The following is a 22,853-nucleotide window of genomic DNA, read 5'->3' as shown; positions in this document are numbered from 1 at the left end:
CATGGATAAGACAAAGCTGGCTGCGCCGGCATCGGTGCCGCGTCATGTCGCGATCATCATGGATGGGAACAACCGCTGGGCCAAGAAGCGCCTGCTGCCCGGTGTAGCAGGCCACAAGGCCGGCGTCGACGCTGTTCGTGCGGTGATTGAAGTCTGCGCCGAGGCCAAGGTCGAGGTGCTGACCTTGTTCGCGTTTTCCAGCGAGAACTGGCAGCGCCCGGCGGAAGAAGTCGGCGCGCTGATGGAGTTGTTTTTCACGGCGCTGCGTCGCGAGACCAAGCGCCTGAACGAGAACGGCATCAGCCTGCGCATCATCGGCGACCGTTCGCGGTTTCATCCCGAGCTGCAGGCTGCCATACGCGAAGCCGAGCAGCGTACGGCTGAGAACAGCCGCTTCGTCCTGCAGATCGCCGCCAACTACGGCGGTCAGTGGGATATCGCTCAGGCTGCGCAGCGGCTGGCCCGTGAAGTTCAGGCCGGCCATCTGCGCCCGGAGGACATCACCCCGGAGCTGCTGCAAACGTGCCTGGCCACCGGCGACTTGCCGTTGCCCGACCTCTGCATCCGCACGGGCGGCGAGCACCGCATCAGCAATTTCCTGCTGTGGCAGCTGGCCTATGCCGAGCTGTATTTCTCCGACCTGTTCTGGCCGGACTTCAAACACGATGCCATGCGCACTGCGCTGGCCGATTTCGCTTCTCGCCAACGCCGCTTCGGGAAAACCAGCGAGCAGGTAGAAGCTGGAGCCCGCGCTTAATGCTCAAACAACGAATCATTACTGCGCTGATCCTTGCGCCGCTGGCCCTGTGCGGCTTCTTTCTGCTGGCAGGCGGCAGCTTCGCGTTGTTCATCGGCGCGGTCGTCGTACTCGGCGCCTGGGAATGGGCCCGCCTTTCCGGCTTCGAAGCCCAATCGGCCCGCGTTCTGTACGCCGTGGTGGTCGCTGCGCTGCTGTTTCTGTTGTACCTGCTACCCGACCTCGCGCCCTGGTTGCTGGTGGCGGCGCTGATCTGGTGGCTGGTGGCAACCTGGCTGGTGCTCACCTATCCCGAGTCCAGCGAGCATTGGTCCAGTGCTATCTGCAAACTGCTGATCGGTTTGCTGATATTGCTGCCGGCCTGGCAGGGCCTGGTGCTGATCAAGCAGATGCCGCTGGGCAACTGGCTGATTCTGTCGGTGATGATTCTGGTGTGGGGTGCCGACATCGGCGCCTACTTCTCCGGCAAGGCATTCGGCAAGCGCAAGCTGGCGCCGAAAGTCAGCCCGGGTAAAAGCTGGGAAGGTCTCTACGGCGGTTTGGCGACGTGTCTGCTGATCACGGCGGCGGTAGGCGTCTACCGCGGCTGGTCGCTGAGCGAAATCATCTTCGCTTTGGTGTGCGCGGCGATTGTCGTGCTCATTTCGGTCGTCGGTGATCTCACTGAGAGCATGTTCAAGCGCAAATCGGGGGTCAAGGACAGCAGCAACCTGCTCCCGGGCCACGGTGGTGTGCTGGATCGCATCGACAGCCTGACTGCCGCCATTCCGGTGTTCGCCTTGCTGCTCTGGGCCGCCAAAGACTGGGGCGTGATGTGAGTACGCCTCAGCTCATTACCGTGCTGGGCGCGACGGGCTCGGTGGGCTTGAGCACGCTCGACGTCATCGCGCGGCATCCGGCGCGTTATCAAGTGTTTGCCCTGACGGGTTACACGCGCCTGGCCGAGCTGTTGGCGTTGTGCGTTCGCCATACCCCGCAGTTTGCCGTGGTGCCGACGACGGCCGCTGCCCGCCAGTTGCAGGACGACCTGCGCGCAGCCGGTCTCGATACCCGCGTGCTGGTGGGGGAGGGCGGGCTCTGCGAAGTGTCTGCTCATCCTCTGGTGGATACCGTGCTCGCCGCCATCGTCGGTGCCGCCGGTTTGCGCCCGACCCTTGCCGCTGTCGAGGCAGGCAAGAAAGTCCTGCTGGCCAACAAGGAAGCGCTGGTCATGTCCGGTGCCCTGTTCATGCAGGCTGTTCGCCGCAGTGGCACGGTACTGCTGCCGCTCGACAGCGAGCACAACGCGATCTTCCAGTGCCTGCCCCGTGATTACGAAAGCGGTCTCGAGAAGGTCGGCGTCAGACGCATTCTGCTGACCGCATCCGGTGGCCCGTTCCGTCAGACACCGCTCGCCGAGCTGGAGCACGTCTCCCCGGATCAGGCCTGTGCCCATCCGAACTGGTCCATGGGTCGCAAGATTTCCGTCGATTCAGCCAGCATGATGAACAAGGGCCTCGAGCTGATCGAAGCCTGCTGGCTGTTCGACACGACGCCTGCGCGGATTGAGGTGGTGATTCACCCTCAGAGCGTGATCCATTCAATGGTCGATTACGTCGACGGCTCGGTGCTGGCGCAGTTGGGTAATCCCGACATGCGCACGCCGATTGCCCACGCGCTGGCCTGGCCCGAGCGCATCGACTCGGGCGTCGCGCCGCTGGATCTGTTCAGCATCGCGCGACTGGACTTCGAAGCACCGGACGAAGTGCGCTTCCCATGCCTGCGTCTGGCGCGGCAAGCTGCCGAGGCGGGTGACAGTGCGCCTGCGGTTCTGAACGCAGCCAATGAAGTCGCGGTCGCTGCGTTTCTGGACAAGCGCATTCGCTATCCGGAAATCGCGAGTATGATCGACGAGGTTCTGAACCTTGAGCCTGTCGTCGCCGTGTCCGAGCTGGAGACAGTGTTCGAGATCGACGCACGTGCCCGCACGTTGGCCGAGCAGTGGCTCGGTCGCAATGGTCGCTAGGCGGTCGGTTCAGGCAGTCGTGTTTTTGATGATTTGCATGCAATGTGGGCTTCAACGCACCGCTAGATCGGTACCCGGAGAGCAGCGATGAGCGCGCTATATATGATTGTCGGCACCCTGGTTGCGCTGGGCGTGCTGGTGACGTTTCACGAGTTCGGTCACTTCTGGGTGGCGCGTCGCTGTGGCGTCAAGGTCCTGCGTTTCTCGGTGGGCTTCGGCATGCCGCTGCTGCGCTGGCGTGATCGCAAGGGCACCGAGTATGTCGTGGCGGCGATTCCCCTCGGCGGCTACGTGAAAATGCTCGACGAACGGGAGGGTGACGTTCCCCCCGAGCTGGCTGACCAGTCCTTTAACCGCAAGTCTGTTTATCAGCGCATCGCCATCGTGATTGCCGGACCGGTCGCCAACTTTTTGCTGGCGATTGTATTTTTCTGGGTACTCGCCATGCTGGGCAGCCAGCAGGTTCGGCCCGTCGTGGGCGGTGTCGAGCCAGGCAGTATTGCGGAGAAGGCCGGGCTCAGTTCCGGTCAGGAAATCGTCTCGGTTGATGGCGAGGCCGTTACCGGATGGGCGGGTGTGAACCTGCAACTGGTGCGTCGCCTGGGTGAGAGCGGCAGCATCGCATTGAAGGTTCGCGAGCAGGGTTCTGACGTGGAAACCCCACGTTCGCTGGTGCTCAACGACTGGCTCAAGGGCGCAGCTGAGCCGGACCCGATTCGTTCGCTGGGTATTAGACCGTGGCGTCCGGCGCTACCGCCGGTGCTGGCAGAGCTCGATCCGAAAGGCCCCGCACAAACCGCCGGGCTGAAAACCGGCGACCGACTGCTGGCACTTAATAACGAGCCTGTCGACGAATGGCAAAAGGTCGTGGACTGGGTTCGTGTCCATCCCGATACGCGGATTTCGGTGCGCGTCGAGCGTGATGGCGCACAGCTTGAGGTGCCCGTCGATTTGGTGACACGTGGCGAGGGCACCACGGCGACCGGGTATCTCGGTGCCGGCGTGAAAGGCGTGGATTGGCCGCCGGAGATGTTGCGCGAGGTCAGCTATGGCCCTGTAGCCGCCGTCGCAGAAGGCGCGCGGCGTACCTGGACCATGAGCGTGCTGACCCTCGATTCGCTGAAGAAAATGTTGTTCGGCGAGCTCTCGGTAAAAAACTTGAGCGGACCGATAACCATTGCTAAAGTGGCGGGCGCTTCGGCCCAGTCAGGCGTAGGTGACTTCCTGAATTTCCTCGCTTATCTGAGCATAAGCCTGGGCGTTCTCAATTTGCTGCCCATACCAGTGCTGGATGGGGGGCACTTGCTGTTTTATCTGATCGAGTGGGCGCGTGGTCGACCGCTGTCGGAGAAGGTGCAGGGCTGGGGGGTTCAGATCGGTATCAGTCTGGTGGTTGGAGTGATGTTGCTCGCACTGGTCAACGATCTGGGACGACTGTAAAAGCTACGCCGAATTGTGAATCTGCCGCATTTTGCGGCAGTTTGTTTATTGCCAGTTGGAATAAGAAAGGACTTCATGAAACGTCTGCTGCTAACTGCGGTTCTTGCCGTACTGATGATCGCCGAAGTTCACGCCGAGTCCTTCACTATCTCCGATATCCGGGTCAACGGTCTGCAGCGGGTTTCCGCCGGCAGCGTGTTTGGCGCGCTGCCGTTGAACGTGGGTGAGCAGGCCGATGATGGGCGTCTTGTCGACGCAACTCGCGCGCTGTTCAAAACCGGATTTTTCCAGGACATCCAGCTGGGCCGCGACGGTAACGTCCTGGTCATCACAGTTGTGGAGCGTCCGTCGGTCTCGAGTATCGAAATCGAAGGCAACAAAGCGATCACCACTGAGGACCTGATGAAAGGTCTGAAGCAGTCCGGTCTGGCCGAAGGCGAAATCTTTCAGCGCGCTACGCTGGAAGGCGTCCGCAACGAGCTGCAACGTCAGTACGTTGCCCAGGGCCGCTATTCTGCAGAAGTCGCCACCGAAGTCGTGCCGCAGCCGCGTAACCGTGTGGGTCTGAAGATCAACATCAACGAGGGCGCAGTTGCCGCCATCCAGCACATCAACGTGGTGGGTAACTCGGTCTTCCCTGAAGACGATCTGGTCGATCTGTTCGAACTGAAAACCACCAACTGGCTTTCCTTCTTCAAGAACGACGACAAGTACGCCCGTGAGAAACTCTCCGGCGACCTGGAACGTCTGCGTTCGTACTACCTCGACCGCGGCTATATCAACATGGATATCGCCTCGACCCAGGTATCCATCACGCCCGACAAGAAAAGCGTGTACATCACCGTCAACATTCATGAAGGCGAGAAGTACAGCGTCAAGTCGGTCAAGCTGAGCGGTGACCTCAAGGTCCCTGAAGATCAGGTCAAATCGCTGCTGCTGGTCAAGCCGGGCCAGGTGTTCTCCCGCAAGGTGATGACCACCACCTCCGAGCTGATCACCCGCCGTCTGGGTAACGAGGGTTACACCTTCGCCAACGTCAACGGTGTGCCGACGCCGAACGATGAAGACCACACCGTCGATATCACTTTCGTCGTTGATCCGGGCAAGCGTGCTTACGTCAACCGTATCAACTTCCGTGGCAACACCAAGACAGCGGACGAAGTGCTGCGTCGTGAAATGCGTCAGATGGAAGGCGGTTGGGCTTCCACTTACCTGATCGACCAGTCGAAGACCCGTCTTGACCGTCTGGGCTTCTTCAAGGAAGTGAACGTTGAAACGCCTGCAGTGCCTGGCACCGACGATCAGGTCGACGTGAACTATGCCGTTGAAGAGCAGGCGTCCGGTTCGATCACCGCCAGCGTCGGTTTTGCGCAGAGCGCCGGTCTGATCCTGGGTGGCTCCATCAGCCAGAACAACTTCCTGGGTACCGGTAACAAGGTCAGCATCGGCCTGACCAAAAGCGAATACCAGACCCGTTACAACTTCAGCTACGTCGATCCGTATTTCACGCCGGACGGTGTGAGCCTTGGCTACAGCGCGTTCTACCGCAAGACCGACTACGACGACCTCGACGTCGACGTGGCGAGCTACTCGGTCGACAGCCTGGGCGCCGGTATCAACATGGGCTACCCGATCAGCGAGACCTCTCGCCTGAACTTCGGCCTGTCGGTACAGAAGGATGAGCTGAGCACCGGCAAGTACACCGTTGACGAGATCTTCGACTTCATCGAGAAAGAAGGCGACAGCTTCACCAACTTCAAGGCGTCGGTGGGCTGGTCCGAGTCGACACTCAACAAAGGCACATTGCCAACCCGTGGTAGTTCCCAGAGCCTGACCCTGGAAACCACCATTCCGGGCAGCGACCTGTCGTTCTACAAAATTGATTATCGCGGCCAGTTGTTCCATCCGATCACCAACAACTACACCCTGCGTCTGCACTCGGAACTGGGTTATGGCGACGGTTACGGCTCGACCTCCGGTCTGCCGTTCTATGAGAACTACTACGCCGGTGGCTTCAACTCGGTACGTGGCTTCAAGGACAGCACGCTTGGCCCGCGCAGTACGCCAAGTCAAGCCAACGCTCAAAAAGGAACTTTGGCAGACCCGGATCAGGATCCCCTGCCGTTCGGTGGTAACGTCCTGATCACCGGCGGTGCAGAGATCCTGTTCCCGCTGCCGTTCATCAAGGACCAGCGTTCCTTGCGCACATCGCTGTTCTGGGACGTAGGTAATACATTCAGCACCAATTGCGGCTCGCAGAAGACCACGCTCGACAAACAAAAAGTCGAATGCAACGGCCCCGATCTTTCCGGCCTTGCCAGCTCCGTCGGTGTGGGCGTGACATGGGTGACTGCACTGGGTCCGTTGAGTTTTGCCCTGGCGATGCCGGTCAAGAAACCGGACGACAGCACCGAAACCCAGGTCTTCCAATTCTCTCTCGGTCAGACCTTCTAAGGGTCTGATCACTGCTAACGACAACGGATTCTGTAGGAGTTACATCGTGCGTAAGTTGACCCAATTGGCATTGCTGGCAACGGTTCTGATCGCAGGCCCGGCATTTGCTGACATGAAAATCGCAGTACTGAACTACCAGATGGCCCTGCTCGAATCCGACGCAGCCAAGCGGTACGCAGTGGATGCAGAGAAAAAATTCGGTCCTCAGCTGACCAAGCTGAAAGCGCTGGAAAGCAGCGCCAAAGGCATTCAGGATCGTCTGGTTGCTGGTGGCGACAAGATGGCCCAGCCTGAGCGCGAGCGTCTGGAACTGGACTTCAAGCAAAAAGCCCGTGACTTCCAGTTCCAGTCCAAAGAACTGAACGAAGCCAAGGCTGTTGCTGACCGCGACATGCTCAAGCAACTCAAGCCGAAGCTGGACCAGGCGGTAGAAGAAGTCATCAAGAAAGGCGGCTTTGACCTGGTGTTCGAGCGCGGTGCCGTGATTGACGTCAAGCCGCAATACGACGTCACTCGCCAGGTTATCGAGCGCATGAATCAGCTGAAGTAAGTTAATGACCGCGACCATCACACTCGGCCAATTGGCCGAGTTCCTCGGCGCCACCCTGCGTGGCCCGGCGGACAAGCAAATCACAGGACTGGCAACCTTGCAGGAAGCCGGTCCTGATCAGGTCAGCTTTCTGGCCAATCCTCAGTACCGAAAATTCCTCGCGACCACCCAGGCCGCTGCCGTGCTGCTCAAGCCGGCGGATGCTGAAGGGTATGCCGCTGACGCATTGCTGGTGCCTGATCCGTATCTGGCCTACGCCCGTATTTCCCATCTGTTCGATCCCAAGCCCAAGGCTGCCGTCGGTGTACACCCGACTGCCCTGGTAGCGCCGGATGCGTTCGTCGACCCGGCGGCCAGCGTTGGCGCTTATGCGGTCATCGAAAGCGGCGCGCGGATTGCGGCCGGTGTGACCATTGGCGCCCATTGCTTCATCGGCGCTCGCAGCGTGATTGGCGAGGGCGGCTGGCTTGCCCCGCGCGTCACGCTGTATCACGACGTCCGTATCGGGCAGCGGGTGGTCATCCAGTCCGGTGCGGTGCTGGGCGGTGAAGGTTTTGGTTTTGCCAACGAGAAAGGCGTCTGGCAGAAGATCGCGCAGATTGGCGGTGTGACCATCGGTGACGATGTCGAGATTGGCGTGAACACCGCCATCGACCGCGGTGCCATGGATGACACCCGCATCGGCAATGGCGTGAAGCTGGATAACCAGATTCAGATCGCTCACAACGTCCAGATCGGCGACCACACGGCCATGGCCGCGTGCGTCGGCATCTCGGGCAGCGCGAAGATCGGCAAGCATTGCATGCTCGCAGGCGGTGTCGGGCTGGTGGGCCATATCGAGATCTGCGACGGGGTTTTCGTCACCGGCATGACCATGGTCACCCGGTCGATCACCGAGCCTGGATCGTATTCTTCGGGGACGGCGATGCAGCCGGCGGCGGAGTGGCGCAAGAGCGCGGCACGCATGCGTCATCTCGATGACATGGCGCGACGTCTGCAGCACCTGGAAAAGATTGTCGAGGCAGTGACCTCAGGCGGTAAAGCTTCATCTGATGGCTGATACTTTTTTCTTATCAAGCGTGCACAGCCGATAAACTGCCTCCTTGATTTGCTAGAGGAGTGACGCGCGTTAGTCGCGCCCTCCCACTCTTTACTACAGGCTTCCCTTCGAAATGATGGACATCAACGAAATCCGTGAATATCTGCCGCACCGTTACCCGTTCCTGCTTGTGGACCGTGTGGTGGAGCTGGATGTCGAGACCAAGAGCATTCGTGCCTACAAGAATGTCAGCATCAACGAGCCTTTCTTCAACGGTCACTTTCCTCAGCACCCCATCATGCCGGGCGTGCTGATCATTGAGGCCATGGCTCAAGCGGCCGGCATCCTGGGCTTCAAGATGCTCGATGTGAAGCCTGCCGACGGCACCCTGTATTACTTCGTCGGTTCCGACAAACTGCGCTTTCGCCAGCCCGTGCTGCCGGGGGATCAGCTGATCCTCGAAGCGAAATTCCTGAGCTGCAAGCGTCAGATCTGGAAGTTCGAATGCCAGGCATCGGTAGATGGCAAGCCGGTCTGCTCGGCTGAAATCATCTGTGCGGAACGCAAACTATGAGTTTGATTGACTCTCGCGCAATCATCGATCCGACGGCCGTGCTGGCCGACAATGTGGAGGTCGGCCCGTGGTCGATCGTCGGACCTGGTGTGGAAATCGGCGAGGGTACAGTGATCGGACCGCATGTGATCCTGCGCGGCCCGACCAAAATCGGCAAACACAACCACATCTACCAGTTTTCCTCGGTAGGTGAGGACACGCCTGATCTGAAATACAAAGGTGAAGCGACACGTCTGGTGATCGGTGACCACAACGTCATCCGTGAAGGCGTGACCATCCACCGTGGCACCATTCAAGACCGCGCCGAAACCACCCTCGGTGATCACAACCTGATCATGGCCTACGCGCACATCGGTCATGACAGCGTCATCGGCAATCACTGCATTCTGGTCAACAACACCGCACTGGCCGGCCATGTGCACGTGGATGACTGGGCCATTCTGTCGGGGTTCACCCTGGTGCATCAGTATTGCCATATCGGCGCGCACAGTTTTTCCGGCATGGGCACGGCCATCGGCAAGGACGTTCCGGCGTTCGTCACCGTGTTCGGCAACCCGGCCGAAGCCCGTAGCATGAACTTCGAAGGCATGCGCCGTCGCGGCTTCTCCGAGGAAGCGATCCATGCGCTGCGCCGCGCCTACAAGACCGTCTACCGTCAGGGCCTGACCGTGGAGCAGGCGATCGTCGAGCTGAGCGAACCCGCCGCGCAGTTCCCCGAAGTCGAGCTGTTCCTCAAGTCCATCCAGTCTTCGACTCGCGGCATCACCCGCTGACCATGGCCCGCTTGCGTATTGCGCTGGTGGCCGGAGAGGCCTCCGGCGACATTCTCGGCTCCGGTTTGATGCGTGCAATCAAGGCGCGGCATCCGGACGCCGAATTTATTGGTGTCGGCGGACCGCTCATGGAAGCCCAGGGCATGACGTCGTATTTTCCGATGGAGCGCCTGTCGGTCATGGGCCTTGTGGAAGTACTGGGCCGCCTGAAGGAGCTGCTCGCCCGCCGCAAGTTGCTGATTCAGGCCCTCATCGACGAAAAGCCCGACGTGTTCATCGGCATCGATGCCCCGGATTTCACCCTCAATATCGAGCTCAAGCTACGTCAGGCCGGGATCAAGACCGTTCATTACGTCAGCCCGTCCGTATGGGCGTGGCGGCAGAAGCGTGTTCTGAAGATCCGTGAAGGCTGCGACCTGATGCTGACGCTGCTGCCGTTCGAAGCCCGTTTCTATGAAGAGAAGGGCGTGCCTGTGCGTTTCGTCGGGCATCCGTTGGCCGACACCATTCCACTGCAGGCGGATCAACTGGCGGCGCGCGCCGAACTTGGCCTGGGCGAAGGCCCGGTGGTCGCGTTGATGCCGGGCAGTCGCGGTGGTGAGGTCGGGCGTCTCGGTGCGCTGTTTTTCGACGCGGCCGAGCGCCTTCTGGCCGAGCGCCCCGACATCCGTTTCGTGCTGCCCTGTGCCAGCCCTCAACGCCGTGAGCAGATCGAGCAACTGCTGCAAGGGCGCGATCTTCCACTGACGTTGCTCGACGGCCGGTCCCACGTAGCGTTGGCAGCCTGCAATGCCGTGCTGATCGCTTCCGGGACCGCGACCCTCGAAGCGCTGCTGTACAAACGACCGATGGTGGTTGCCTATCGTCTGGCACCACTGACCTACTGGATACTCAAGCGGATGGTGAAAAGCCCGTACGTGTCGCTGCCGAATTTGCTGGCCCAGCGCTTGCTGGTTCCGGAGCTTCTGCAGGACGCGGCGACCGCCGAGGCCCTGGCGCAGACGCTGTTGCCGTTGCTGGAAAACGGCGACGCACAGACGGCCGGCTTCGACGCGATTCACCGAACCTTGCGTCGCGATGCTTCCAATCAGGCCGCCGAAGCGGTGCTGAACCTGATTGGCGCAACGCCTTCACAATGAGCAGGCAATCAATGCAAATGGGTCTGGACTTCAATCTTGTCGAGGATCTGGTCGCCGGTGTCGACGAAGTCGGTCGCGGCCCACTGTGTGGCGCCGTGGTCACTGCGGCGGTCATTCTTGACCCCAAGCGCCCGATTCTGGGCCTGAACGATTCAAAGAAACTCACCGAAGCCAAGCGCGAAAGACTGTTCGACGAGATCTGCGAGAAGGCGTTGTGCTGGCACATCGCGCGGGCTGAAGTCGAAGAGATCGACGAGCTGAATATTCTTCACGCCACTATGCTGGCGATGAAGCGTGCGGTAGAAGGCTTGATCATCACGCCGAAACTGGCGCTGATCGACGGCAACCGCTGCCCGCAGCTGTCGGTGCCCAGCGCGCCTGTCATTCAGGGTGACGCCCATGTGCCGGCCATTGCCGCCGCGTCGATTCTGGCCAAGGTCAGTCGCGACCGGGAAATGGCGCGCATGGAGCTGCTCTATCCGGGCTACGGCATTGGCGGCCACAAGGGTTATCCCACGGCCGTGCACCTTGAGGCCCTGGCGCGTTTGGGCCCGACGCCTATTCACCGGCGCTCCTTCGGCCCGGTCCGTCAGGCCTGGGCCGCGCGGGACATGATGGTCTCCACCGGCTTCATGTCGCTGCCGCTCAGTTGATCGCGGGCTGATGTTTTTCTGAATGGCCGGTACAATCCGGCCTTCGTTTTTTCTGCACCATAGGATCAACCATGCCGGCTTCTTTCGTTCATCTACGCCTGCACACCGAATACTCCCTCGTTGATGGTCTGGTCCGTGTAAAACCCTTGGTCAAGGCGCTCACGGCCATGAACATGCCGGCCGTGGCGGTGACCGACCAACACAACATGTGTTCGTTGGTGAAGTTCTATAAAGCCGCCATGGGTGCGGGGATCAAGCCGATCTGCGGCGCCGACATCTGGCTGGCGGGGCGTGATCGCGATGCACCGCTCAGCCGTCTGAGCCTGCTGGTGATGAACCCCAAAGGCTACCTGAACCTCACCGAACTGATTTCCCGTGGCTTCATGCATGGCCAGCGCAATGGCCTGGTCGTCATCGAGCGGGAGTGGGTCGCCGAAGCCAGCGAAGGGCTGATTGCTCTGTCTGCGGCGAAGGAAGGCGAGATCGGCATGGCCCTGCTCGGTGGCAATCCGGCCGAAGCCGACGAGCTGCTCAAAGAGTCGCTGTCGGTTTTCCCGGACCGCTTCTACATCGAAGTCCAGCGCACCAACCGCATCAATGACGAAGAACACCTGCACGCCGCCGTCGCCCTGGCCGAGCGCCATGGTGTGCCGCTGGTGGCCAGCAACGACGTGCGCTTCATCAAGCAGGAAGATTTCGAAGCCCACGAAACCCGCGTGTGCATCGGCGAGGGCCGGGCGCTGGACGATCCGCGCCGCTCGCACAATTACAGCGATCAGCAGTACCTGAAGAGCGCGGAGGAGATGGCCGAGCTGTTCAGCGATTTGCCGGACGCCCTCGCCAACACCGTCGAGATCGCCAAGCGCTGCAACATCGACGTCAAGCTGGGCACGCACTTTTTGCCCAACTTCCCGATCCCCGATGGCATGACCATCGACGAGTATTTCCGCAAGGTGTCTTTCGAGGGGCTGGAAGAGCGCCTTGCCGTGCTGTGGCCGAAAGAGACCACGCCGGACTACGAGGCCAAACGGCAGGTCTACGTCGATCGCCTGAATTTCGAGCTGGATATCATCATCCAGATGGGCTTCCCCGGTTACTTCCTGATCGTGATGGACTTCATCCAGTGGGCCAAGAATAACGGTGTGCCGGTGGGTCCGGGCCGGGGGTCGGGTGCCGGTTCGCTGGTGGCCTACGTGCAGAAGATCACCGACCTCGACCCGCTGGAATACGACCTGCTGTTCGAACGTTTCCTCAACCCCGAGCGGGTCTCCATGCCCGACTTCGACGTCGACTTCTGCATGGACGGTCGCGACCGGGTCATCGAGTACGTGGCCGAGAAATACGGCCGCAACGCGGTCAGCCAGATCATCACCTTCGGTTCCATGGCCGCGAAGGCCGTGGTCCGTGACGTGGCGCGGGTACAGGGCAAGTCCTACGGATTGGCCGATCGTCTGTCGAAGATGATCCCCTTCGAAGTCGGCATGACCCTGGAAAAGGCCTACGAGCAGGAAGAGATTCTGCGCGACTTCCTCAAGGTGGACGAAGAAGCGGCAGAAATCTGGGAGATGGCGCGCAAGCTCGAAGGCGTTGTGCGTAACGTCGGCAAGCACGCCGGTGGTGTGGTTATCGCGCCGACCAAACTGACTGACTTCTCAGCGATCTACTGCGATGAAGAGGGCGGCGGCCTGGTCACCCAGTTCGACAAGGATGACGTCGAGGCAGCCGGTCTGGTGAAGTTCGACTTCCTCGGACTGCGTACCCTGACCATCATCGACTGGGCGCTGAAGACTATTAACCGCGACCGCGCCAAGGTCGACGAAGAGCCTCTCGACATCGCGTTCATCCCGCTGGATGACATGCCGACCTACGAGCTGCTGCAGCGCGCCGAAACCACGGCCGTGTTCCAGCTTGAATCCCGCGGCATGAAAGAGCTGATCAAAAAGCTCAAGCCCGACTGCCTGGAAGACTTGATCGCACTGGTGGCACTGTTCCGTCCCGGCCCGTTGCAATCGGGCATGGTTGACGACTTCATCAACCGCAAGCACGGCCGTGCCGAGCTGTCGTACCCCCACGTCGATTACCAGTACGAAGGCCTCAAGCCGGTGCTTGCGCCAACGTACGGCATCATCCTGTATCAGGAACAGGTGATGCAGATTGCCCAGGTCATGGCCGGCTACACCCTCGGCGGTGCTGACATGCTGCGTCGTGCGATGGGCAAGAAGAAGCCCGAGGAGATGGCCAAGCAGCGCGGCGGTTTCATCGAGGGCTGCAAGACCAACAACATCGACCCGGACCTGGCCGGTAACATTTTCGACCTGGTGGAAAAATTCGCCGGTTACGGCTTCAACAAGTCGCACTCGGCGGCCTACGGGCTGGTGTCGTACCAGACCGCCTGGCTCAAGCGTCACTACCCGGCGCCGTTCATGGCAGCGGTGCTTTCAGCGGATATGCACAACACCGACAAGGTCGTGACCTTGATCGAAGAAGTGCGGATCATGAAGCTGCGCCTTGATGCGCCGGACGTGAACAACTCCGAGTTCAAGTTCACCGTGAACGACGACGGCCGTATCGTCTATGGCCTCGGCGCGATCAAGGGCGTCGGCGAAGGCCCGGTGGAAGCCATCACCGAAGCGCGTCAGGAAGGCCCGTTCGCCGACCTGTTCGATTTCTGCGCTCGCATCGACCTCAAGCGCGTCAACAAGCGCACCCTCGACGGCCTGATTCGCAGCGGTGCGCTGGACCGGCTGGGCCCGTTCTTCTATGACGAGCCAAAACAGTATCAAGCCAATATCGACCGTAACCGCGGCGTCCTGTTGGCCGCGCTTGAAGAAGCCATTCAGGCGGCTGAGCAGACCGCGCGCAGTCACGACAGCGGCCACGCGGATCTCTTCGGCGGCCTGTTCGTCGAAGCCGACGCCGACGTGTACGCGAACCATCGCAGCGCCAAAGAGGTCACGCTCAAGGAGCGGCTGCGTGGGGAGAAAGAAACCCTGGGCCTGTACCTGACCGGGCACCCGATCGACGAATACGAAGGCGAGATCCGCCGGTTCGCGCGTCAGCGTATTGTTGATCTGAAGCCCTCGCGGGAAACCCAGACCATCGCCGGCCTGATCATCGCGCTGCGGGTGATGAAGAACAAAAAGGGCGACAAGATGGGCTTCATCACCCTGGACGACCGTTCGGGGCGTATCGAAGCGTCGCTGTTTGCCGACTCGTTCCAGGCTGCCCAGTCGCTGCTGCAGACCGACGCGATGGTGGTGGTGGAAGGGGAGGTCAGCACCGACGATTTCTCCGGCGGCCTGCGGTTGCGGGCCAAACGGGTGATGAGCCTGGAAGAAGCGCGCACCGGGCTGGCAGAGAGTCTGCGCCTGAACGTGCGTGCCGAAGCGCTCAAGGGCGACCGGCTGCGCTGGCTGGGCGAGCTGTGCAAGAAGCACCGCGGCGCGTGCCCGATCACCCTCGACTACACCGGGCAGGAAGCCAAGGCACTGCTGCAGTTCGGCGAAGCGTGGCGGATCGATCCCGCGGACAGCCTGATTCAGGCGCTGCGTGACCAGTTCGGACGAGAGAACGTCTTCCTGCAGTATCGCTGACACCGATCAGCTCAACATTTGTGACTCGACACTTTAAACTCGACCGAAAGGCGCCCGCTCCATTAAGGTAGGGCGCTTATCGGATCAACCGGCCGGCCTCTTGGCCGTCGACCCAAGACGGATGCCTATGAACCCGAATTTTCTGGATTTCGAACAGCCGATTGCTGACCTGCAAGCCAAGATTGAAGAGCTGCGTCTGGTAGGCAATGACAACTCGCTGAACATCGGCGACGAAATCTCTCGACTGCAAGAGAAGAGCAATACGCTCACCGAAAGCATTTTCGGCAACCTGACCAGTTGGCAGATCGCGCGCATGGCGCGTCATCCGCGTCGTCCGTACACGCTGGACTACATTCAACACATCTTCACCGAGTTCGACGAGCTGCATGGCGATCGCCACTTCTCCGACGACGCCGCTATCGTCGGCGGCATTGCCCGTCTGAACGAGCAGCCGGTGATGGTGATCGGTCATCAGAAAGGCCGCGAAGTGCGCGAGAAGGTTCGCCGCAACTTCGGCATGCCGCGTCCTGAAGGCTACCGCAAGGCCTGCCGCCTGATGGAAATGGCCGAGCGCTTCAAAATGCCGATCCTGACCTTCATCGACACGCCGGGCGCTTATCCTGGCATCGACGCCGAAGAGCGTAACCAGAGCGAAGCCATTGCCTGGAACCTGCGGGTCATGGCGCGCCTGAAGACCCCGATCATTGCCACCGTGATTGGCGAAGGCGGTTCGGGCGGCGCGCTGGCCATCGGCGTGTGCGATCAACTGAACATGCTGCAGTACTCGACCTACGCGGTGATCTCGCCGGAAGGCTGCGCGTCCATTCTCTGGAAAACCGCCGAGAAGGCGCCGGATGCCGCCGAAGCGATGGGCATCACTGCCGAGCGTTTGAAGGGCTTGGGCATCGTTGACAAGGTGATCAGCGAGCCGTTGGGTGGCGCGCACCGTGATCCGGCCGCTGCCGCTGCATTGATCCGCGAAGAATTGAGCAGCCAACTGAGCATGCTTCAGAAGTTCGATAATGACGCGCTGCTGGCCCGTCGTTACGACCGCCTGATGAGCTATGGCCTTTAACCGGACCGTTCTGCAACAGGAGCGTCACCGAACCCGGTGATGCTCACCGGTCCGGCGAGCTTTAAGCAGGGTTAACCAGCATGAGCAAACCGGACAGCATCACACTCGCACTCTCCAGACGTCTGCTGTCGCGCCTCGAACCCTGGCGCGCTGCAGTCGCCTGGCGCGTCGCATTCTCAGGTGGGCTCGATTCCACTGTCCTGCTTCACCTGCTGGCGGAACTTGCCAGGGTTCACGCGCTTCCTCCGCTGACCGCTGTTCACGTCAACCATGGCCTTCAGGCGGTGGCTGCTTCGTGGCCGGTGCATTGCCGGCAGATGTGTCAGATTCTGGGGGTGCCGATGGAGGTCATCGACGTCCAGGTGCGCCCCTGCGCGAGCCTCGAACAAGCCGCGCGTGACGCTCGTTACGCCGCGTTCAACTCAACCCTCGGGCCCGGCGAGGTGCTGCTTACCGCCCAGCACCGTGACGATCAGGCCGAGACGCTGCTGTTCCGTCTGCTGCGTGGCGCCGGGGTGCGCGGGCTGGCCGCGATGCCGGCGCAGCGTCCTTTGGGCGCAGGACAGTTATTTCGGCCGCTGCTGGATGAATCTCGCGCTACCCTCGAGGCTTATGCCCGGGAACAGGGGTTGAGCTGGATCGAGGACCCGAGCAACAAAGACAGCCGCTTTTCGCGCAACTACCTGCGCAGTCATGTACTGCCGCTGGTGACAACGCGCTGGCCGCAAGCGATCGCGAGCATGGCCCGCAGCGCCGCGCATCTGGCCGAAGCCCAGCAGTTGCTGGACGAGCTGGCGGTGCAGGATCTGGCTCTGGCCGATACGCCGTGCCCCTGGCCGTGGCTCGACATGCCCTCCCTTGAACTGGCGCCGCTCGAAGCGCTGTCACCCGCCCGACAACGCAACGCACTGCGCCACTGGCTGGCGCCGCTCACTCGATTGCCGGACACCGATCACTGGGTGGGCTGGGATTCGTTGCGCGACGCCGGGCCGGACGGTCGCCCCATCTGGCGACTGGCCGATGGTCAGATGCACCGAGCCGAAGGGCGTATCTGGTGGCTGTCCGGGATCTGGCTGAAAAATGTCGCCGGCTCGCAACACTGGTCCATGGCGTCGCAACCTCTCGCGCTGCCGGGCAACGGCATGCTGCAGATCCTCGGCGCTGCGCCTGCGGGTGGCTTGCATGTGCACTACCGCCAGGGCGGCGAAACTTTCGATGTGCCGGACAGAGGCCGACGCGACCTGAAAAGGCTGCTCAACGAGAAGGGCGTGCCGGTTTTTCTGCGCGGCCGATTGCCGCTGTTGTACCGCGGCGAGCAACTATTGGCCGTGGCAAACCTTCCGGGACTGGACGCCAGCCCCCGTGGCGACTGGCGATTGCACTGGTTGCCACCGACGAATGACCAAAGTTTGAGCTGAAAGGGCCTTTCCGGTAGACTACGCTCCCTTCTTGATACAGCTTATGTCGATCCTTCCGGAACGACGCAAGTTGCCGATTACCAGCCAGTTTTTACTGGACGATTCTCAAAAATGTGGCAAACCACGGACAGACCTTTTCAAGGCCGGTCGCTGACTTGGGCGCGACAGATTCGAAGATCCACAGTGAAACACGCAGGTTGTCGGGGGCTTCGGCCTTCCTTCGCTTTCCCCGGCGGCTCTGACCGCTTTAACGCAGACTTCTAGGGTTTTTCATGACGCGCTACATCTTCGTCACGGGCGGTGTTGTTTCTTCATTGGGGAAAGGCATCGCCTCGGCTTCATTGGCGGCCATCCTGGAGGCGAGGGGACTTAAGGTCACCATGCTCAAGCTGGACCCCTACATCAACGTCGATCCCGGCACCATGAGCCCGTTCCAGCACGGTGAGGTGTTCGTCACCCACGACGGCGCCGAGACTGACCTGGACCTGGGTCACTACGAGCGTTTCATTCGCACCACCATGACCCAGAACAACAACTTCACCACCGGCCGTGTGTACGAACACGTCCTGCGCAAAGAGCGCCGTGGTGATTATCTGGGCGCGACCATTCAGGTGATTCCGCACATCACCGACGAAATCAAGCGTCGCATCATCAAGGGCGCCGGCGATGCCGACGTCGCCATGGTCGAAATCGGCGGCACCGTGGGCGACATCGAGTCGCAACCGTTCCTCGAGGCGATCCGTCAGCTGCGTTTCGAAGTGGGCGCTAAGCGCGCCATGCTTATGCACCTGACACTGGTTCCGTACATTGCCACCGCGGGCGAAACCAAGACCAAACCGACTCAGCATTCGGTCAAGGAACTGCGTTCGATCGGCCTGCAGCCAGACGTACTGGTCTGCCGTTCCGACCACCCGATCGACATTTCTTCGCGCCGCAAAATCGCGCAGTTCACCAACGTTGAAGAGCGCGCGGTCATCGCCCTCGAAGACGCCGACACCATCTACAAGATCCCGGGCATCCTGCATTCCCAGGGCCTTGACGATTTCGTCGTCGAGCGCTTCGGCCTGCAGTGCGGCAGCGCTGACCTGTCCGAGTGGGAAAAGGTCGTCGACGCGAAGCTCAATCCGGAACACGAAGTCACCATCGCGATGGTCGGCAAGTACATGGAGCTGCTGGACGCCTACAAGTCGCTGATCGAAGCGATGAGTCACGCCGGCATCAGCAACCGTACCAAGGTCAATCTGCGCTACATCGATTCCGAAGACATCGAGAATCAGGGCACCGGCCTGCTCGAAGGCGTCGACGCGATTCTCGTCCCGGGCGGCTTCGGTCTGCGCGGCGTCGAGGGCAAGATCACGGCCGTGCAGTTTGCTCGCGAAAACAAGGTGCCTTACCTGGGCATCTGCCTGGGCATGCAGGTGGCAGTCATCGAGTTCGCACGTAACGTGCTGGGCTGGAAAGACGCCAACTCCACCGAGTTTGATCGCGCCAGCCAGCACCCGGTCGTCGGTCTGATCACCGAATGGGAAGACGCCACCGGTGCTGTCGAAACCCGTACCGAAACCTCGGACCTGGGCGGCACCATGCGTCTGGGCGCGCAGGAATGCCTGCTCGAACCGGGTTCTCTGGTGCACGATTGCTACGCCAACGACGTCATCGTCGAGCGCCATCGCCACCGTTATGAAGTGAACAACAATCTGCTGCCGCAACTGGTCGAGGCCGGTCTGAAAATCTCCGGTCGTTCCGGTGACGGCGCGCTGGTTGAAGTGGTCGAGTCCCCTGACCATCCTTGGTTCGTGGCCTGCCAGTTCCACCCCGAGTTCACCTCTACGCCGCGCGATGGCCACCCGTTGTTCAGTGGTTTCGTCAAGGCAGCGCTTGCTCAACACCAGAAGAACGGCTGATAGGGATTTATCACATGGCACAGAAAATCATCCGCGTCGGCTCGATCGACATCGCCAACGACAAGCCTATGGTTCTGTTCGGCGGCATGAACGTCCTCGAGTCGCGTGACATGGCGATGCAGGTCTGTGAAGAATACGTGCGAGTGACCGAGAAACTCGGCATTCCGTACGTGTTCAAGGCCAGCTTCGACAAGGCCAACCGTTCCTCGGTGACCTCCTATCGCGGCCCGGGCCTTGAAGAAGGCATGCGGATTTTCCAGGACATCAAGCAAGCCTTCGGCGTGCCGATCATCACCGACGTGCACGAGCCTGAGCAGGCCGCTGCCGTGGCGGAGGTCTGCGACATCATTCAGTTGCCGGCTTTCCTGTCCCGTCAGACCGATCTGGTCGTGGCCATGGCCAAGACCGGCGCAGTGATCAACATCAAGAAAGCCCAGTTCCTCGCGCCCCACGAGATGAAACACATCCTGGCCAAGTGCGTCGAAGCGGGTAACGATCAGTTGATCCTCTGCGAGCGCGGTTCGAGCTTCGGCTACAACAACCTGGTTGTCGACATGCTCGGTTTCGGCATCATGAAATCGTTCGAATACCCGGTGTTCTTCGACGTGACCCACGCCCTGCAGATGCCAGGTGGTCGCTCCGATTCCGCCGGTGGCCGTCGTGCCCAGGTGACCGATCTGGCCAAGGCCGGCATGAGCCAGGGCCTGGCCGGTCTGTTTCTGGAAGCCCACCCTGATCCGGACAACGCCAAGTGCGACGGTCCCTGCGCCCTGCGCCTGGACAAGCTGGAGCCGTTCCTTGCTCAGCTCAAGGCGCTCGACGAACTCGTTAAAAGCTTCCCGACGATCGAAACGGCGTAAAACCCGCTTCTCCGGCGCCGAGCCCTCCGGTAGAGTGCCGTTCGTTGTTTTCCCGACTAAAGGGTCGGGAAAATTGTCGTTTCAGGGCCTGCCCGTTGTCCTAGAGCCCTGAGACGCCGAATCGTTTTCCCAGCTGCGTCGTTTTCGTCAATCTTGGAGTGTTAACAACAATGGCAAAAATCGTCGACATCAAAGGTCGTGAAGTTCTCGACTCCCGTGGCAATCCCACCGTGGAAGCAGACGTGCTCCTCGACAACGGCATCATCGGCAGCGCTTGCGCGCCGTCCGGTGCTTCCACCGGCTCGCGTGAAGCGCTCGAGCTGCGTGATGGCGACAAGAGCCGTTACATGGGCAAGGGCGTTCTGAAAGCCGTGGCCAACATCAATGGCCCGATCCGCGACCTGCTGCTGGGCAAAGACCCGGTTGACCAGAAAGCCCTGGATCACGCGATGATTCAGCTGGACGGCACCGAGAACAAAGCCAGCCTGGGCGCCAACGCGATCCTCGCCGTGTCCCTGGCCGCTGCCAAGGCCGCCGCTCAGGACCAGGATCTGCCGTTGTACGCGCACATTGCCAACCTGAACGGCACGCCGGGTGTTTACTCGATGCCGGTTCCGATGATGAACATCATCAACGGTGGCGAGCACGCTGATAACAACATCGACATCCAGGAATTCATGATTCAGCCGGTGGGCGCCAAGACCTTCTCCGAAGGCCTGCGTTGGGGCACCGAGATTTTCCACCACCTCAAAGCGGTGTTGAAAGCACGTGGCCTGAACACTGCCGTGGGTGACGAAGGTGGCTTCGCGCCGAACCTTAACTCCAATGGCGACGCGCTGGACGCCATCGCCGAAGCCGTTGCCAACGCGGGCTACAAGCTGGGCACCGACGTGACCCTGGCGCTGGACTGCGCCGCGAGCGAGTTCTACAAGAACGGCAAATACGTGCTGAGCGAAGAAGGCGAGTACGACTCTGCCGGTTTCGCCGACTACCTGGCTGACCTGGTCAGCAAGCACCCGATCATCTCCATCGAAGACGGTCTGGACGAGTCGGACTGGGACGGCTGGAAAGTCCTCACCGACAAGATCGGCGACAAGATCCAGCTGGTGGGCGACGACCTGTTCGTGACCAACACCAAGATCCTGAAAGAAGGCATCGACAAGAAGATCGGTAACTCGATCCTGATCAAGTTCAACCAGATCGGTACGCTGACCGAAACGCTGGAAGCCATCCAGATGGCCAAGGCCGCGGGTTACACCGCCGTGATCTCGCACCGTTCCGGCGAAACCGAAGACTCCACCATTGCCGACCTGGCCGTGGGCACTGCGGCTGGCCAGATCAAGACCGGTTCGCTGAGCCGTTCCGACCGTATCGCCAAGTACAACCAGCTGCTGCGTATCGAAGAGCAACTGGGCGCCAAAGCGGTGTACCGTGGTCGCGGCGAGTTTCGCGGCTGATTGCAAAGATGGTAAAAAGGCAGCAGGCGTTGTAGGAAAAGTCACTGAAGCGTGACCTTTCTTGTCGTCCTGATCCATGAGCCCGGTGACCACCGGGCTTATGGGCATTTGAAATGGTCGGTTTTGCTGTCTTTATTCGCCGGGTAACAGATATTCACAATGCGCAGTCCTAACTGGTTGTTCCTCGTTCTGCTTTTGATGCTCGCTGGCTTGCAGTATCGCCTATGGGTAGGTAATGGCAGTCTCGCGCAGGTGGCCAGTCTGACTCAGCAAATCGCCGATCAACACGCCGAAAACGATGCTCTGCTGGAGCGCAACCGAGTCCTCGACGCGGAAGTGCTGGAGCTGAAAAAAGGCCTCGAAACCGTTGAAGAGCGTGCCCGTCATGAATTGGGCATGGTCAAGGACGGCGAAACCCTTTATCAGTTGGCACAGTGACGTTAGTGTAATGACTCAATCCCTTCCTGCCTTCTGGGCAGTGATTCCCGCAGCGGGCGTTGGCGCGCGCATGGCGGCAGACCGTCCCAAGCAGTACCTGCAACTGGGCGGCCTCACGATTCTTGAACACAGCCTGCTTTGCTTTCTCGATCACCCCCGGCTCAAGGGCCTGGTGGTCAGTCTGGCTGTGGATGACCCTTATTGGCCGATGTTGCCTTGCGCGCTGGATTCCCGCATCCAGCAGGTCGCAGGCGGCAAGGAGCGTGCGGATTCGGTGCTCAATGCGCTGCTGCACCTGCACGCCAACGGCGCCGATGACAACGATTGGGTGCTGGTGCACGACGCCGCGCGCCCGAATTTGGCGCGTTCGGACCTCGACAATCTGCTGGGCGAGCTGGCGCATGATCCGGTCGGCGGCCTGCTGGCGGTGCCGGCGAAAGACACCCTCAAGCGCGCCGATGCCAATGGCCGCGTCACCGAAACCGTGGATCGCAGCCTGATCTGGCAGGCCTATACGCCGCAGATGTTTCGTCTAGGTGCGCTGCACCGGGCGCTGGCGGACAGCCTGGTGTCGAATGTGGCGATCACCGATGAAGCCTCGGCGATCGAATGGGCCGGGCAATCGCCGCGTCTGATTGAAGGGCGCGCCGACAACATCAAGGTCACCCGCCCGGAAGATCTCGAGTGGCTGCGCCAGCGACGGGTCGAATTCAACGGCTGATCG

General features: G+C 60.8%; 19 protein-coding genes. All 19 read left to right on the top strand.

What is annotated here, in order from left to right; genetic code table 11:
- Position 1 precedes the first annotated feature (1 nt).
- Positions 2 to 757, top strand: a complete 756-nt coding sequence (gene uppS, locus IFT47_RS03700; protein ID WP_074891303.1) for a polyprenyl diphosphate synthase — start codon at positions 2 to 4, stop codon at positions 755 to 757.
- Positions 757 to 1,575, top strand: coding sequence for a phosphatidate cytidylyltransferase (locus IFT47_RS03695; RefSeq protein ID WP_192170826.1), 819 nt, complete (start codon positions 757 to 759; stop codon positions 1,573 to 1,575). The genes uppS and IFT47_RS03695 overlap by 1 nt, the downstream gene beginning before the upstream one ends.
- Entirely contained in the window at positions 1,572 to 2,762 is a 1,191-nt protein-coding gene (ispC, locus tag IFT47_RS03690) for a 1-deoxy-D-xylulose-5-phosphate reductoisomerase (RefSeq protein ID WP_192170827.1), read from the top strand. Before IFT47_RS03695 ends, ispC begins: the two co-directional genes overlap by 4 nt.
- A gap of 87 nt (positions 2,763 to 2,849) precedes the next feature.
- Positions 2,850 to 4,202 (top strand): RIP metalloprotease RseP, encoded by a 1,353-nt coding sequence (gene rseP, locus IFT47_RS03685; protein ID WP_192170828.1) that lies wholly within the window; start codon positions 2,850 to 2,852, stop codon positions 4,200 to 4,202.
- Between the two features lie 75 nt (positions 4,203 to 4,277).
- On the top strand, positions 4,278 to 6,656 hold the full coding sequence (gene bamA / locus IFT47_RS03680) for an outer membrane protein assembly factor BamA (protein ID WP_192170829.1): 2,379 nt from the start codon (positions 4,278 to 4,280) through the stop codon (positions 6,654 to 6,656).
- 46 nt (positions 6,657 to 6,702) lie between these two features.
- A complete protein-coding gene (locus tag IFT47_RS03675) occupies positions 6,703 to 7,206 on the top strand; it encodes an OmpH family outer membrane protein (protein WP_037014235.1) in 504 nt (167 codons plus the stop codon).
- Positions 7,207 to 7,210: 4 nt separating this feature from the next.
- A complete protein-coding gene (lpxD, locus tag IFT47_RS03670; protein ID WP_192170830.1) occupies positions 7,211 to 8,266 on the top strand; it encodes a UDP-3-O-(3-hydroxymyristoyl)glucosamine N-acyltransferase in 1,056 nt (351 codons plus the stop codon).
- A 112-nt stretch (positions 8,267 to 8,378) separates the two neighbouring features.
- A complete protein-coding gene (gene fabZ, locus IFT47_RS03665) occupies positions 8,379 to 8,819 on the top strand; it encodes a 3-hydroxyacyl-ACP dehydratase FabZ (RefSeq protein ID WP_037014232.1) in 441 nt (146 codons plus the stop codon).
- Positions 8,816 to 9,592 carry an acyl-ACP--UDP-N-acetylglucosamine O-acyltransferase gene (gene lpxA / locus IFT47_RS03660; protein ID WP_192170831.1) on the top strand — a complete coding sequence of 259 codons (777 nt, stop codon included), beginning with the start codon at positions 8,816 to 8,818 and terminating at the stop codon, positions 9,590 to 9,592. The genes fabZ and lpxA overlap by 4 nt, the downstream gene beginning before the upstream one ends.
- 2 nt (positions 9,593 to 9,594) lie before the next feature.
- A complete protein-coding gene (lpxB, locus tag IFT47_RS03655; RefSeq protein WP_192170832.1) occupies positions 9,595 to 10,731 on the top strand; it encodes a lipid-A-disaccharide synthase in 1,137 nt (378 codons plus the stop codon).
- Positions 10,732 to 10,742: 11 nt separating this feature from the next.
- On the top strand, positions 10,743 to 11,384 hold the full coding sequence (gene rnhB, locus IFT47_RS03650; RefSeq protein WP_122622967.1) for a ribonuclease HII: 642 nt from the start codon (positions 10,743 to 10,745) through the stop codon (positions 11,382 to 11,384).
- A 71-nt stretch (positions 11,385 to 11,455) separates the two neighbouring features.
- Positions 11,456 to 14,977, top strand: coding sequence for a DNA polymerase III subunit alpha (gene dnaE / locus IFT47_RS03645; RefSeq protein WP_192170833.1), 3,522 nt, complete (start codon positions 11,456 to 11,458; stop codon positions 14,975 to 14,977).
- Between the two features lie 127 nt (positions 14,978 to 15,104).
- On the top strand, positions 15,105 to 16,052 hold the full coding sequence (locus tag IFT47_RS03640; protein WP_172610979.1) for an acetyl-CoA carboxylase carboxyltransferase subunit alpha: 948 nt from the start codon (positions 15,105 to 15,107) through the stop codon (positions 16,050 to 16,052).
- Positions 16,053 to 16,132: 80 nt separating this feature from the next.
- On the top strand, positions 16,133 to 17,470 hold the full coding sequence (gene tilS / locus IFT47_RS03635) for a tRNA lysidine(34) synthetase TilS (RefSeq protein ID WP_192170834.1): 1,338 nt from the start codon (positions 16,133 to 16,135) through the stop codon (positions 17,468 to 17,470).
- 272 nt (positions 17,471 to 17,742) lie between these two features.
- Positions 17,743 to 19,374 carry a CTP synthase gene (locus IFT47_RS03630; RefSeq protein WP_192132158.1) on the top strand — a complete coding sequence of 544 codons (1,632 nt, stop codon included), beginning with the start codon at positions 17,743 to 17,745 and terminating at the stop codon, positions 19,372 to 19,374.
- Between the two features lie 14 nt (positions 19,375 to 19,388).
- The gene (gene kdsA, locus IFT47_RS03625) at positions 19,389 to 20,234 is read left to right on the top strand and encodes a 3-deoxy-8-phosphooctulonate synthase (protein ID WP_122622970.1); all 846 of its coding nucleotides are present in this window, start codon (positions 19,389 to 19,391) and stop codon (positions 20,232 to 20,234) included.
- Positions 20,235 to 20,404: 170 nt separating this feature from the next.
- Complete coding sequence (gene eno / locus IFT47_RS03620; protein WP_122537377.1) at positions 20,405 to 21,691, top strand: phosphopyruvate hydratase; 1,287 nt, start codon at positions 20,405 to 20,407, stop codon at positions 21,689 to 21,691.
- Positions 21,692 to 21,850: 159 nt separating this feature from the next.
- Positions 21,851 to 22,129, top strand: coding sequence for a cell division protein FtsB (gene ftsB, locus IFT47_RS03615; RefSeq protein ID WP_037014212.1), 279 nt, complete (start codon positions 21,851 to 21,853; stop codon positions 22,127 to 22,129).
- 10 nt (positions 22,130 to 22,139) lie between these two features.
- Positions 22,140 to 22,850, top strand: coding sequence for a 2-C-methyl-D-erythritol 4-phosphate cytidylyltransferase (gene ispD / locus IFT47_RS03610; RefSeq protein WP_192170835.1), 711 nt, complete (start codon positions 22,140 to 22,142; stop codon positions 22,848 to 22,850).
- Positions 22,851 to 22,853 lie beyond the last annotated feature (3 nt).

This window comes from Pseudomonas sp. CFBP 13711, assembly GCF_014842265.1.
Lineage (GTDB): Bacteria > Pseudomonadota > Gammaproteobacteria > Pseudomonadales > Pseudomonadaceae > Aquipseudomonas.
The sequence above is the reverse complement of the archived record's forward strand: the minus strand, read 5'-3'. Positions and strand labels throughout refer to the sequence as shown.

What these genes read in the sequence shown, in the direction of transcription:
- uppS (WP_074891303.1), top strand. Translation starts at nt 2, where the DNA reads ATGGATAAGACAAAGCTGGCTGCGCCGGCATCGGTGCCGCGTCATGTC.
- lpxB (WP_192170832.1), top strand. Translation starts at nt 9,595, where the DNA reads ATGGCCCGCTTGCGTATTGCGCTGGTGGCCGGAGAGGCCTCCGGCGAC.
- dnaE (WP_192170833.1), top strand. Translation starts at nt 11,456, where the DNA reads ATGCCGGCTTCTTTCGTTCATCTACGCCTGCACACCGAATACTCCCTC.
- bamA (WP_192170829.1), top strand. Translation starts at nt 4,278, where the DNA reads ATGAAACGTCTGCTGCTAACTGCGGTTCTTGCCGTACTGATGATCGCC.
- IFT47_RS03630 (WP_192132158.1), top strand. Translation starts at nt 17,743, where the DNA reads ATGACGCGCTACATCTTCGTCACGGGCGGTGTTGTTTCTTCATTGGGG.
- lpxD (WP_192170830.1), top strand. Translation starts at nt 7,211, where the DNA reads ATGACCGCGACCATCACACTCGGCCAATTGGCCGAGTTCCTCGGCGCC.
- IFT47_RS03695 (WP_192170826.1), top strand. Translation starts at nt 757, where the DNA reads ATGCTCAAACAACGAATCATTACTGCGCTGATCCTTGCGCCGCTGGCC.
- tilS (WP_192170834.1), top strand. Translation starts at nt 16,133, where the DNA reads ATGAGCAAACCGGACAGCATCACACTCGCACTCTCCAGACGTCTGCTG.
- ftsB (WP_037014212.1), top strand. Translation starts at nt 21,851, where the DNA reads ATGCGCAGTCCTAACTGGTTGTTCCTCGTTCTGCTTTTGATGCTCGCT.
- lpxA (WP_192170831.1), top strand. Translation starts at nt 8,816, where the DNA reads ATGAGTTTGATTGACTCTCGCGCAATCATCGATCCGACGGCCGTGCTG.
- fabZ (WP_037014232.1), top strand. Translation starts at nt 8,379, where the DNA reads ATGATGGACATCAACGAAATCCGTGAATATCTGCCGCACCGTTACCCG.
- ispD (WP_192170835.1), top strand. Translation starts at nt 22,140, where the DNA reads ATGACTCAATCCCTTCCTGCCTTCTGGGCAGTGATTCCCGCAGCGGGC.
- rseP (WP_192170828.1), top strand. Translation starts at nt 2,850, where the DNA reads ATGAGCGCGCTATATATGATTGTCGGCACCCTGGTTGCGCTGGGCGTG.
- rnhB (WP_122622967.1), top strand. Translation starts at nt 10,743, where the DNA reads ATGCAAATGGGTCTGGACTTCAATCTTGTCGAGGATCTGGTCGCCGGT.
- IFT47_RS03640 (WP_172610979.1), top strand. Translation starts at nt 15,105, where the DNA reads ATGAACCCGAATTTTCTGGATTTCGAACAGCCGATTGCTGACCTGCAA.
- eno (WP_122537377.1), top strand. Translation starts at nt 20,405, where the DNA reads ATGGCAAAAATCGTCGACATCAAAGGTCGTGAAGTTCTCGACTCCCGT.
- kdsA (WP_122622970.1), top strand. Translation starts at nt 19,389, where the DNA reads ATGGCACAGAAAATCATCCGCGTCGGCTCGATCGACATCGCCAACGAC.